We start from the raw sequence: 11,405 nt of genomic DNA on the forward strand, positions 1-11,405 counted from the left end.
GCCCCGGAACCGGTTCCGGCAAAGAGACCGTCCGCCCCGGCGAGGGCGGACGTGAGGCGGGTATCCGTGCCCCATGGTGCAAATCGGGTACACGATGATGACCGAGCAGACACCCGCCCGGCAGCTCGTCGACGACGTCGTCGCCGCCGAACGGGTCGGCTTCGATTACGCCGTCATCTCCGACCACTACTTCCCCTGGCTGGAGGAGATGGGACACGCGCCGTACGCGTGGTCGGTGCTGGGCGCGGCGGCCGTCTCGACGCGGCGGCTGCCGCTCATGACGTACGTCACCTGCCCGATCATGCGGTACCACCCGGCGGTGGTCGCGCAGAAGGCGGCCACGGTGGGCGTCCTGTCCGAAGGGCGGTTCACGCTCGGTCTGGGGGCGGGCGAGAACCTCAACGAGCACGTGATCGGCCGCGGCTGGCCGCCGGTCAACACCAGGCACGACATGTTCCGCGAGGCCATCGAGATCATCCAGGAGCTGTTCGAGGGCGGTTACACGAGCTATCGCGGGGCGCACTTCGACGTCGACTCGGCCCGCCTGTACGACCTGCCGGACCAGCCGGTGCCGATCGCCGTCGCCGCCTCGGGCGAGCAGTCCGTCGAGATCGCCGCCGAGTACGGGGACGGTCTGGTCGCCGTGGATCCGGACGCCGCGCTGGTCGCGAAGTTCTTCGCCGAGGGCGGCCGGGACAAGCCGGTCTACGGCCAGCTCCCGATCTCCTACGACACCGACCGGGACGCCGCCGTCGAGCGGGCCCACCGGCTGTGGCGCTGGTCGGTGGCGGGCTGGAAGGTGATGGCCGAGCTGCCCGCACCGGTGAACTTCGACGCGTACGCGGGGACCGTACGGCCCGAGGACGTCGCGGCGAAGGTGCCCTGCGGCGCGGACGTGGACGCGGTGGTGGAGGCGGTGCGCACGTACATGGACGCCGGGTTCACCCACGTCGCCCTGGTCCAGATCGGGCAGCGGCACCAGAAGGGGTTCTTCGAATGGGCGGAACGGGAGCTGCTGGCGACGCTGCGCCGCCTGTGAGGGGACGCGCTCAGGGGCCGATCACGCGGAGCCCCGCCCAGAGCCCCGCCACCGCCACGGCGAGTGCCGGCGGGACCGTGAGCAGGCCGAGGCGGAGGAACCGGCCGAGGTCGGGCTCGTGGTCGTGGGCGTGCAGCACCCGCCGCCAGAGCAGGGTCGCCAGCGACCCGACGTAGGTGAGGTTAGGGCCGACGTTCACCCCGATCAGCGTCGCGAGCACGGGGCCGGGGCCGCTCGCGGCGGCGATCGGCAGCAGCACGAGCACGGCGGGCAGGTTGTTGAACAGGTTCGCGAGCACGGCGGCGATGGCCGCGATCGCGAGCAGCCCGAGGAGCGACGACCCCTCCGGCACCAGAGGCCGTACGGCACGGCCCAGCCCGCCGTCCACCACCGCGCGTACGACGATCCCGAGCGCGAGCACGAACCCGCAGAACGGGAAGTCGGCGGACCTGAGCACGGCCCGTGCGGTCACCCGCCCCTGGGCCAGCGCGCGTACGGCCAGCACGAGCACGCCCCCGAGCGCGGCCCAGGCGGGGTTGACACCCACGGCGGACGCGACGACGAATCCGGCGAGAGTCAGTGCGACCGTGATGATCGCGAAGACCGGCACCCCCGGCTTTCCCGGCGCAGGCTCCGGCTCCGGCGCGCGGGGTTCCGCGGGCCGCAGCTCCGCGGCGAAGAACCGGCGGAAGACGGCGTACTCCACCGCGATCGCGGCCAGCCACGGCAGTGCCATGAGGGCCGCGAACCGGGTGAACGACAGCCCGCTGGCCGTGAACGCCAGCAGGTTCGTCAGGTTGGAGACCGGCAGCAGCAGCGACGCCGTGTTGGCGAGGTGGGTGCACGCGTAAAGGTGCGGGGCGGGGCGCACGCGCAGCCGTGACGTGGTGACGAGGACCACGGGGGTCAGCAGCACGACGGTCGCGTCCAGGCTGAGCACCGCCGTGACCACCGAGGCGACCGCGAAGACCCGGATCAGCAGGCCTCCGGGGCCGCGCGCCATCAGCGCGCCCGCGGCCTCGAACAGCCCCTCCCGGTCGCACAGGTGGGCCAGCGCGAGCACCGCGGCCAGGAAGCCGACCACAGGAAGCAGGCGCAGCACCTCCGCGCCGGCGACCTCCGGGGAGACCAGGCCGGTCACGACCACCAGGACGGCCGCGGGGGCGGCGGCCACGACCTCCGGCAGACCCTTCGGCTTGACGACGGCGAAGGCGAGCACCGACAGGAGCAGAATGATCGACGCCGCCTCCGCCACCGATCTCCCTTCGCCGCGCGCAGGAGGACGTTACCGGGAGCGCTCCGCCCGATCACGTGTCGAGGCCGGTTCCGGGGACCTGAGAGGCTACGCGGAGCGATACCGCGGCCCGGAAGCAGTAGCCGTCACGGGCACGCCGGAGGGGAGCATCGAAGAATTCGGCGCTCAGACCCGCAAGCGTTCACGACTCTTGGGGCTGTGACACGGCATCGCCAGCATATGCTCAATCGTTCGCAAATCAGGAGGATCCATGGCAAATCGCCTATTTGTTGCCATTGCTGGCGCGCTGGTGGTGTCCGCGCTCGCGGGCGGCTGCGGGCGTTCGTCGTCGGGAACCACCGCGGGCGAGGGCGCGGCGGCGACGGCGGGCAAGTCCGCCAAGGATCTGGTGCCCGAAGCCGTGCGCAAGACCGGTGAGCTGCGGGTGGCCACGTCCGAGGGGTACCCCCCGATGGAGATGTACAAGAAGGGCACCCAGGATCTCACCGGAGTCGACCCCGACCTCGGCGCCGCCATCGCCGAGAAGCTGGGCCTCAAGTTCACCATCACCAACGCCGCCTTCGATGGCCTCATCCCCGGCCTCCAGGGCGGCCGCTGGGACATCGTGATGTCGTCGATGAGCGACACCGAGGAACGGCGCGGCGCGGTCGACTTCGTCGACTACTTCAACGCCGGTGGCGCGATCATGGTCAAGAAGGGCAACCCCGAGGGCATCAAGACCCTCGACGACCTCTGCGGCAAGACGGTGGTCCTCGCCAAGGGCAGCTCCAACCTGGCCATCGGCGAGCGGCAGAACGAGAAGTGCGCCACCAAGATGAAGATCATGCAGAGCGAGGACGCCCCCACCGGCCTGCTCTCCCTGGACTCCGGCCGCGCGGTGGCCACCATCGTCGACTCGCCCGTCGCGCACATGTACGCGAACGACACCGGCAACTACGAGGTCCTCTCCGAGCAGTACGACGCCGGCCCGTGGGGCATCGCGATCGACAAGCGCAACACCGGGCTGCGTGACGCCGTGGCCAAGGCGATGGGCGAGCTCCAGGCCGACGGCGGCTACAAGGCCGTGCTCGACGAGTACGGCGTCGGCGCCAACGCCGTCCCCGAGGTCATGGTGAACACCGCCCCATGGAAGTGACCCCCACCGGGCAGATGCCGACCGGCGGTTCGCCGGTCGAATTGCCGATCAACGCGGTGCGGCCCCCGCGCCCCGGCCGCCTGATCGGGGCGGCCGTCGCGCTCTTCTTCATGGTCTGGCTCGCGTACACGGTCATCGTCAACGAGAACCTCCACTGGGACGTGATCGTCTCGTTCCTCATGGACGGCCGGATCCTCGGCGGCCTGTGGGTGACGATCCAGCTCACCGTCTTCTCCATGGCGATCGGCCTGGTCCTCGGCGTGCTCGCCGCGGTGATGCAGCTCTCCGACAACCCCGTGCTGCGCGGCACCTCCGGCCTCTACACCTGGTTCTTCCGCGGCACGCCGCTGCTGGTCCAGCTCATCTTCTGGTTCAACATCGGGCTGGTGTTCCCGAACTTCGGGATCGGCGTGCCGTTCGACGGGCCGAAGCTGATCGAGTGGCAGGCCAACGAGCTGATCACACCGTTCACGGCGGCGCTGCTCGGCCTCGCGATCAACGAGGGCGCGTACATGGCCGAGATCGTGCGGGCCGGCATCCGCTCGGTGGACCCCGGCCAGCGTGAGGCCGCCGAAGCGCTCGGCATGTCGCACCGGCAGGTGCTGATCCGGGTGGTGCTCCCGCAGGCGATGCGGGTGATCATCCCGCCGACCGGCAACCAGTTCATCTCCATGCTGAAGACCACGTCGATGGTGTCGGTGATCGCCGGGGCCGAGCTGCTGACCGTCGCCCAGCGCATCTACCTGGGCAACTTCGAGGTCATCGCCATGCTCATCGTGGCGTCGATCTGGTACGTCGTGCTCACCACGATCGCCAGCATCGGCCAGCACTTCATCGAGAAGCGGTTCGAGCGCGGCCACGCCGCGCTGGGGGCACGGGTCCGCCGCAACCTGCGGCCGTTCGCGAAGGAGCCGGCATGACGATCATGCAGGCCGAGCCGATGGTGAAGATCCGCTCGCTGCGCAAGCGGTTCGGCTCGGTGGAGGTGCTCAAGGGCATCGACCTCGACGTGCCGCACGGCCAGGTGGTGTGCGTGGTCGGCCCGTCCGGGTCGGGCAAGTCGACCCTGCTGCGCTGCGTCAACCGGATGGAGACCATCGACTCCGGCCGGGTCTGGGTGGACGGCGAGCTGATGGGCTACGCCGAGCGGGGCGACCGGCTGCACCTGCTTCCCCCGGCCGAGCTGTGCCGCCAGCGGCGGCCCATCGGCATGGTGTTCCAGCGCTTCCACCTGTTCCCGCACCGTACGGCGATCGAGAACGTCATGGAGGGCCCGGTCACCGTGCTCGGCGCGTCCCGGGCCGAGGCCCGGCGGCAGGCCACCGAGCTGCTGGAGCGGGTCGGCCTGGCCGACCGCGCCGACCACTACCCGTCCCAGCTCTCCGGCGGCCAGCAGCAGCGCGTCGCCATCGCCCGCAGCCTGGCGATGCGGCCCAAACTGATGCTGTTCGACGAGCCGACCAGCGCGCTCGACCCCGAGCTGGTGCAGGAGGTGCTCGCGGTCATGCGCGACCTCGCCGCGAGCGGCATGACGATGATGGTCGTCACCCACGAGATGGGCTTCGCCCGCGAGGTCGGCGACCAGCTCGTGTTCGTTGACGGTGGTGTGATCGTGGAGCGGGGAGACCCCCGCGAGGTCCTCGCCGCACCCAAGAACGACCGTTTCCGCACCTTCCTCGGGCAGGTCCTGTGAGCCGATTCGATCTCCTGATCCGCGGCGGTCTCGTGTTCGACGGCACGGGACGTCCCGGCCGCGAGGCGGACGTCGCCGCCGACGGCGGACGGCTGACCATACTGCCGCCCGGCGCCGCGGCGGACGCCGCCGAGGTGATCGACGCCCGCGGCCGGGCCGTCGCGCCCGGGTTCATCGACGTCCACACCCACTCCGACGGCGTGGCCCTGCTCCGCCAGGACGACCGCGAGCTGGTGCGCGCCGCGGTGATCCAGGGCGTGACCACGGAGATCTCCGGCAACTGCGGTTCCGGCCTGTTCCCGGCGCTGCCCGAGCGGGTGGACGCGATGCGGGCGGACACCCGGGTGACCTTCGGCGGCGACGTCGGCATGTACCAGGACTTCACGGGCTTCGCCGAGGCGCACGCCCGGGTGCCGAGGGCCAACCACCTGGCCTCGCTCGTCGGCCACGGCACCCTCCGCTCCGGAGTGCTCGGCCCCGTGGACCGGCCGGCGACCCCCACCGAGCTGGCCGCGATGTGCGACCTGCTCGACCGCGCCCTGTCCCAGGGCGCCGCCGGGCTCTCCACCGGCCTGATCTACACCCCGGGCACGTACGCGAGCACCGACGAGGTGGTGGCCCTCGCCGCCGTCGCCGCCCGGCACGGCAAGCCGTACGTCACCCACCTGCGCGACGAGATGTCCCGCGTGGAGGAGGCGCTGGAGGAGGCCGTCGAGATCGCCCGCCGCAGTGGCGCGCCGCTGCACGTCTCCCACCACAAGACGGCCGGCCGGTACGCCTGGGGCCGTACGGAGCGCACCCTGCCGAGGATCGCCGAGCTGCGGGCCGGCGGCATGGACGTGACCTGCGACGTGTACCCGTACACGGCGGGCAGCACGGCGCTGGCCGCGATGCTCCCGCCATGGGCCAACGACGGCGGCCTGGCCGCGCTCACCCGCCGGCTGGGCAGCCCCGAAGAGCGGGACCGGATGCGCCGCGCCATCGCCGAGGGCGTGCCCGGCTGGGAGAACACGGTCGGCAACGGCGGCTGGGACCGCATCTCGGTCGCCTGCGCGCCGCGCAACCCGCAGACCGAGGGCAGGACCGTCGCGGAGCTGGCCGCCGCCGCGGCGGCAGACCCCCTCGACGTGGTCGCGGAGCTCCTCCTGTCCGAGGGCGGCGAGGTGACGATCATCAGCCACTCGATGATCGAGGACGACGTGCGCCGGGTGCTGGCCGCGCCGTACGCGATGATCGGTTCGGACGGCGTGCCCAAGCCGGGCGGCCGGCCGCACCCGCGCTGGGCGGGAACGTTCCCGCGCGTTCTCGGACACTACGTCCGCGAGCTCGGGCTGCTCACGCTGGAGAGCGCGGTGCACAAGATGACCGGGATGGCGGCGGCCAGGTTCGGGCTCGCCGGGCGCGGTGTGATCCGCGACGGCGCGCACGCCGACCTGGTGGTCTTCGACCCGGACACGGTGGCGGACGGCGCGACCTTCACCGATCCGCTGCTGCCGCCCTCGGGCGTGGAAGCGGTCGTCGTGGGCGGCTCGGTCGTCGCCCGCGAGGGGGTGGAGACCGGCGCGCGGCCGGGCACGGTGCTGGAGCTGTGACGGTGGAGCTGTGACGGTGGAGCGGAAATTGACCAGCGGGATCGATGAGGCCATGACGGTTGACGAGCGGGTGCGGGCGGCGGCCGCCCGGGTCGAGGAGGTCGCCGCGTCCTGCCCCGGGACGCTCGCCGCCTGCGTGCCCGGCCTGATCGGTGTGAACGAGGACGTCGAACTGCCGCTCGCCAGCACCGGCAAGCTGCTGCTGCTCGCCGCGGTCGCCCAAGGGGTGACCGGCGGCGAACTCGACCCCGGCGAGCCGGTCGAGCTGGCCGAGGACGACTACGCGGCCGGATCCGGGCTGCTGATCGGTCTGTCCGCCCGGACCTGGACGATCGGGGACCTGGCGCTGCTCACCGCGTCGGTCAGCGACAACACCGCCACGAACGCGCTGCTGCGGCGGCTCGGCCTGGACCGGGTCGCCACGGTCGCGGCCGGGCTCGGGCTGGCCAGGACCCGGATCCTGGACCGGATCAGGGAGCCGCGGCTGCCCGTCCATCCCCCGACCTTCGCCCTCGGCACCGCCCAGGAGCTGGCCACCCTCGCCGCCTCCCTCGACGGTCCGGAGCCGTGGAAGCGCCTGATGCTCGGCTGGATGGCGTACAACACGGACCGCGGCCTGGTGCCCGCGCTCCTGCCGCACGAGCCCGAGGACCGGGAGATCCGCGCGGCCATGCCGTACCCGGAGGTGTGGGTGGCCAACAAGACGGGCACCGACGCGGGGACCCGAGCCGACGTGGGCCTGCTCGTCGGGACCCGCCGGGTGGGGTACGCCGTGCTGGCGCACGGACCGGAGGGCGGCGACCACGACCTGGTCCTGGCCATCCGCGAGGTGGGCCGCGCCGTCGCCGCGCTCATTCACTAGCGAAGGGCGATGCGCATCCGGGACGAGGCGTCGCGGAGGTAGTCCAGGAAGGAGCGGAGCGCCGGGTTGGGGTTGGTCGGCCGGGACGCGGCGCCGATCCTCCGATAGAGCTTGGGCGCGTCCACCTGGCACACCTGGATGCCGCTCGCGCCGTGCGCGCCCAGGCACGGCACCAACGCCACTCCCAGCCCGGCCCGCACCAGGCCGAGGGTCACCTCGTAGTGGTCGCTGCGGCACCGGATGGTCGGGCTGAACCCCTCCAGCGCGCTGGCGCGTTCCAGAACCGACACCGGCGTGTCCGTGCCGTACGTGGTGATCCACGGCTCGTCGGCCAGGTCGGCGAGCCGCACCCGGGGGCGCTGCCCGGCCGGGTGCCCGAGCGGCAGCACGAGCAGCTGCGGCTCGTCGAACAGGTGGGTGACCTCCACGCCCTTCGGCGGCTTCCACGGGTCGAGCGCGTGCTCGAAGACGACGAGCACGTCCAGGGCGCCCCGCTCCACGTCCGGCAGCAGATCATGCGGCTGTCCGAGGACGAGGTCCAGCTCGACGGCGGGATGCCGGGCGGTGAAGGTGGACAACGCGAGCGGCAGCAGCCGGTAGCCCGCCGAGGCGAAGAACCCGATGCGGAGCTGCCCGGCGTCGGCCCGCGCCTGGGCGAGCAGGTCCTTCTCCGCGGCTTCGATCAGGTCGAGCACCTCGTGCGCCCGGGTGGCGAGCCGCCGCCCGGCCGCGGTGAGCCGCAGGCTGTGCGCCGCGCGCTCCACCAGCCCCACCCCGGCCTCCTCCTCCAGCCGGGAGAGCTGGTGGGAGACGGCGGAGGGGGAGAGTCGCAGATTACGCGCGGCTCCGGCGATGCTCCCCGTCCTGAAGACCTCGAGAAGCACCCTCAGGCGGTGGCTGCTCAGCATTCACCCAGTATCGGTGCATCACCGGAGCAGACCGACCCCGCTGAAGCCGTCGACGCCGGGGAGCTTGGGCAGCTCGGGCTCGCCCTCCTCGGGACGCCAGTCGCCGGTGGAGACCAGACCCGGCTCCACCAGCTCGAAGCCGTCGAAGAAGCGCAGGATCTGCGTCCTGGTCCGGGGCGTGGCGTTGCCCGCCGAGGTCCGCGCGTACAGCTCGCGGCCCTCGCGCAGCGCGTCGTCGTCGAGGTCGCCGAACGAGAGGTGGCTGATGACCATCGCGCTTCCGGGGGCGAGCCGGTCGCGCAGCGTCCTGACCACCCGCTCGGCGAGGTCGTCCTCCGGGATGAAGTGCAGTACGGCGAGCATGAGCAGCCCGACGGGCCGGTCCAGGTCGAGGTGCCCGGTGACCCGCGGATCGCCGAGGATGGCCGCGGGATCCCGCAGGTCGCCGTCTATGACGATGGTCCGGGAGTTGTCCGCCAGCAGGGCGCGCCCGTGGGCCAGCACGATGGGGTCGTTGTCGACGTACACGACACGGGAGTCCGGGGCGGCGCGCAGCGCCACCTGGTGCACGTTCTCCTGTGTGGGCAGCCCGGCGCCGATGTCCAGGAACTGGCGGATCCCGGTCCCGGCCAGGAACTCCACGGCGCGGCTCAGGAAGCGCCGGTTGGCCTGCACGCCCTCCCGCACGTTCGGGGTGAGGGCGATGACCTTCTCGGCCGCGGCCCGGTCGGAGGCGAAATTGTCCTTTCCGCCCAGGAGGTAGTCATAGATCCGCGCCACGCTTGGAATGGCCGGATCGACCCCCGGGGGTGCCTGTTCCGTGGTCATCGGTCCCGCCTCGCTCTGGTTCGATCGTGTTCAGGGACGCTAGCCGATTGCCGCACGGTATGCGATTAAACCCCCATATCGTTATATTTCGCGCAGTTCGGGGCGCGTTCCGGACTTCTCGTGCCCCCCGCGTCCGACCGGTGCGCCGGGAAATGTGACCTGCCGGAAATGCCCGTCCTGTACGGCCAATCACCACCGATTCGGCGCGCCCTGGGGAATGGGCGCGACCGCAAATTCAAAAGACTTGTAAAGGCATCTCTCAGTACTTCGTGTCTCGCCTGTGGAAAGGCTCCATGGCGTGTCTCCTAGATAGCCGTATTCGCCTACTGCCTTGGAGGCCGAACATGAAGAAACTGCTTTGCGTCGGTGCGCTCGCGCTCGGCGTTCTGGCGACCGGCTGCGGAACCGGCACCGACACCAGCGGAGCCAGCCCCGTCGCCGGTGAGGAGACCTCGCCCGGCGGGATGACTCCCTCGGAGATGATGACGCCGATGCCCGCCGAGACCGGTCCCGCCAAGCTCTCGGTCATGCCGGCGAGCATCGGCAAGATCCTCGTCGGCAGCAACCAGCACACGGTCTACCTCTTCGAGAAGGACAAGAACGGCAAGTCGTCCTGCACGGACGCCTGCGCGGAGGCCTGGCCTCCGGTCCTCACCGAGGGCAAGCCCGAGGCGGGCGAGGGCATCAAGGCGAACCTCCTCGGCACCCACAAGCGCCCCGACGGCAAGATGCAGGTGACGTACAACAACCACCCGCTGTACTACTTCATCAAGGACGAGAAGCCCGGCGACACCAAGGGTCAGAAGCTCAAGGACTTCGGCGCCGAGTGGTTCGCGGTGGGACCGGACGGCAAGAAGGTGGGCTAGCGCCTCGGTTCCGAGGCTCCGGCTCCACCGGACACTCGTCGCCCCGGGCTCACCGGCCCGGGCGACGAGCTCTCCGGCCGTCAGCGGAAGCGGCGCCCGGTCCCGCCGGTCCGCCCGGCGACCGGCGCTCGGGGGCGAACCGCTACCCTGACCGTGATGTATCGATTCGTGTTCACGCAGGTCCTGAGCCGCCTCGACGCGGAGGACATCCACCATTGGACGATCAGGGCGCTCCGCCTGCTGGCGGTCCTCCCGGTCGCCAAACGGGTGCTGCACCGGCGGCTGGCCCCCCGTGACGAGGCGCTCCGCGTCCGCGCCTTCGGAGTGCACTTCCCCGGCCCCTTCGGCCTGGCCGCCGGATTCGACAAGAACGCCGAGTGCTTCGAGGCGCTCGCGGCCTTCGGGTTCAGCCACGTCGAGGTGGGGACCATCACCGCGCGGCCCCAGCCGGGGAACCCGCGGCCCCGCCTGTTCCGGCTGACGAAGAACCGCGCGATCATCAACAGGATGGGCTTCAACAACTCGGGAGCCCGCGCCGTCGCGGCCCGGCTGCGCCGTCCTCGCGCGGTCCCCGCCGTCGTCGGGGTGAACATCGGCAAGACCAAGGTGGTGCCCGAGGAGCGGGCCGCCGAGGACTACATGGCCAGCGCCAGGGAGCTCGCGCCTCTCGCGGACTACCTGGTCGTCAACGTCAGCTCGCCCAACACTCCCGGGTTGCGCAACCTGCAGGCCGTCGAGCTGCTCCGCCCCCTCCTTGCCAGCGTCCAGAGCGTGGCGGGCCGCACACCGTTGCTGGTCAAGATCGCGCCCGACCTCGCGGACGATGACGTGGACGCGGTCGCCGACCTGGCCGTCGAGCTGGGTCTGTCCGGCATCATCGCCACCAACACCACGATCGGACGGCCCGGCGTCGTGAGCGACGAGGCGGGCGGGCTGTCCGGCCGCCCGCTCAAGGCCCGGTCGCTTGAGGTGCTGCGCCGGCTGCACGCCCGGGTGGGCGACCGGCTGACCCTGGTCTCCGTCGGCGGCGTCGAGGATCTCGACGACGTATGGGAGCGCATCCTGGCCGGCGCGACCCTCGTCCAGGGATACACCGGCATGATCTACGCCGGTCCGCTGTGGGCCTCGCGCATCCACCGCGGGCTCTCCCGGCGGCTCCGGCGGCACGGCTACCGCTCGATCTCCGAGGTCGTCGGAGCGGCCGACCGCCTCGCCTGACGGGCGCTC

Annotated in this window: 11 protein-coding genes; 8 read left to right on the top strand and 3 right to left on the bottom strand. The window is 71.5% G+C overall.

Annotation, left to right across the window (positions count from 1 at the left end; genetic code table 11):
- The first annotated feature begins 73 nt into the window (after positions 1-73).
- Positions 74-1,039: a TIGR03557 family F420-dependent LLM class oxidoreductase gene (locus AWQ71_RS26730; protein WP_067137882.1), complete on the top strand. Its 966-nt coding sequence runs from the start codon at positions 74-76 to the stop codon at positions 1,037-1,039.
- 10 nt (positions 1,040-1,049) lie between these two features.
- Here AWQ71_RS26730 and AWQ71_RS26735 read toward each other — a convergent pair whose 3' ends face one another.
- Positions 1,050-2,294, bottom strand: coding sequence for an SLC13 family permease (locus AWQ71_RS26735; RefSeq protein WP_067137883.1), 1,245 nt, complete (start codon positions 2,292-2,294; stop codon positions 1,050-1,052).
- 250 nt (positions 2,295-2,544) lie between these two features.
- Here AWQ71_RS26735 and AWQ71_RS26740 point away from each other — a divergent pair, with 250 nt between their 5' ends.
- Genes AWQ71_RS26740 through AWQ71_RS26760 form a run of 5 tightly spaced genes read left to right on the top strand, consistent with a single transcriptional unit; the run spans position 2,545 to position 7,576 of the window.
- The gene (locus AWQ71_RS26740) at positions 2,545-3,429 is read left to right on the top strand and encodes an ABC transporter substrate-binding protein (RefSeq protein WP_067137884.1); all 885 of its coding nucleotides are present in this window, start codon (positions 2,545-2,547) and stop codon (positions 3,427-3,429) included.
- Positions 3,420-4,349: an amino acid ABC transporter permease gene (locus AWQ71_RS26745; RefSeq protein ID WP_245658479.1), complete on the top strand. Its 930-nt coding sequence runs from the start codon at positions 3,420-3,422 to the stop codon at positions 4,347-4,349. Before AWQ71_RS26740 ends, AWQ71_RS26745 begins: the two co-directional genes overlap by 10 nt.
- Positions 4,346-5,122, top strand: coding sequence for an amino acid ABC transporter ATP-binding protein (locus AWQ71_RS26750; RefSeq protein ID WP_281196260.1), 777 nt, complete (start codon positions 4,346-4,348; stop codon positions 5,120-5,122). Before AWQ71_RS26745 ends, AWQ71_RS26750 begins: the two co-directional genes overlap by 4 nt.
- Positions 5,119-6,714 carry an N-acyl-D-amino-acid deacylase family protein gene (locus tag AWQ71_RS26755; protein ID WP_067137885.1) on the top strand — a complete coding sequence of 532 codons (1,596 nt, stop codon included), beginning with the start codon at positions 5,119-5,121 and terminating at the stop codon, positions 6,712-6,714. Before AWQ71_RS26750 ends, AWQ71_RS26755 begins: the two co-directional genes overlap by 4 nt.
- Before the next feature lie 52 nt (positions 6,715-6,766).
- A complete protein-coding gene (locus tag AWQ71_RS26760; protein ID WP_067137974.1) occupies positions 6,767-7,576 on the top strand; it encodes a serine hydrolase in 810 nt (269 codons plus the stop codon).
- Here the strand turns inward: AWQ71_RS26760 and AWQ71_RS26765 are convergent.
- Together AWQ71_RS26765 and AWQ71_RS26770 are read right to left on the bottom strand one after the other, a co-directional pair.
- The gene (locus tag AWQ71_RS26765) at positions 7,573-8,484 is read right to left on the bottom strand and encodes a LysR family transcriptional regulator (RefSeq protein ID WP_067137886.1); all 912 of its coding nucleotides are present in this window, start codon (positions 8,482-8,484) and stop codon (positions 7,573-7,575) included. The genes AWQ71_RS26760 and AWQ71_RS26765 overlap by 4 nt on opposite strands.
- Positions 8,485-8,502: 18 nt before the next feature.
- Positions 8,503-9,312, bottom strand: a complete 810-nt coding sequence (locus AWQ71_RS26770) for an SAM-dependent methyltransferase (RefSeq protein WP_067137887.1) — start codon at positions 9,310-9,312, stop codon at positions 8,503-8,505.
- Positions 9,313-9,656: 344 nt separating this feature from the next.
- Here AWQ71_RS26770 and AWQ71_RS43370 point away from each other — a divergent pair, with 344 nt between their 5' ends.
- Both AWQ71_RS43370 and AWQ71_RS26780 read left to right on the top strand, forming a co-directional pair.
- Entirely contained in the window at positions 9,657-10,178 is a 522-nt protein-coding gene (locus AWQ71_RS43370; protein ID WP_067137889.1) for a COG4315 family predicted lipoprotein, read from the top strand.
- 156 nt (positions 10,179-10,334) lie between these two features.
- Positions 10,335-11,396 carry a quinone-dependent dihydroorotate dehydrogenase gene (locus tag AWQ71_RS26780; protein WP_067137890.1) on the top strand — a complete coding sequence of 354 codons (1,062 nt, stop codon included), beginning with the start codon at positions 10,335-10,337 and terminating at the stop codon, positions 11,394-11,396.
- Positions 11,397-11,405: the final 9 nt, after the last annotated feature.

It is taken from the genome of Microtetraspora malaysiensis (assembly GCF_001528665.1).
GTDB classification, from domain to species: domain Bacteria; phylum Actinomycetota; class Actinomycetes; order Streptosporangiales; family Streptosporangiaceae; genus Microtetraspora_A; species Microtetraspora_A malaysiensis.

What these genes read in the sequence shown, in the direction of transcription:
- AWQ71_RS26740 (WP_067137884.1), top strand. Translation starts at nt 2,545, where the DNA reads ATGGCAAATCGCCTATTTGTTGCCATTGCTGGCGCGCTGGTGGTGTCC.
- AWQ71_RS26780 (WP_067137890.1), top strand. Translation starts at nt 10,335, where the DNA reads ATGTATCGATTCGTGTTCACGCAGGTCCTGAGCCGCCTCGACGCGGAG.
- AWQ71_RS26765 (WP_067137886.1), bottom strand. Translation starts at nt 8,484, where the DNA reads ATGCTGAGCAGCCACCGCCTGAGGGTGCTTCTCGAGGTCTTCAGGACG.
- AWQ71_RS26750 (WP_281196260.1), top strand. Translation starts at nt 4,346, where the DNA reads ATGACGATCATGCAGGCCGAGCCGATGGTGAAGATCCGCTCGCTGCGC.
- AWQ71_RS26730 (WP_067137882.1), top strand. Translation starts at nt 74, where the DNA reads ATGGTGCAAATCGGGTACACGATGATGACCGAGCAGACACCCGCCCGG.
- AWQ71_RS43370 (WP_067137889.1), top strand. Translation starts at nt 9,657, where the DNA reads ATGAAGAAACTGCTTTGCGTCGGTGCGCTCGCGCTCGGCGTTCTGGCG.
- AWQ71_RS26770 (WP_067137887.1), bottom strand. Translation starts at nt 9,312, where the DNA reads ATGACCACGGAACAGGCACCCCCGGGGGTCGATCCGGCCATTCCAAGC.
- AWQ71_RS26745 (WP_245658479.1), top strand. Translation starts at nt 3,420, where the DNA reads ATGGAAGTGACCCCCACCGGGCAGATGCCGACCGGCGGTTCGCCGGTC.
- AWQ71_RS26760 (WP_067137974.1), top strand. Translation starts at nt 6,767, where the DNA reads ATGACGGTTGACGAGCGGGTGCGGGCGGCGGCCGCCCGGGTCGAGGAG.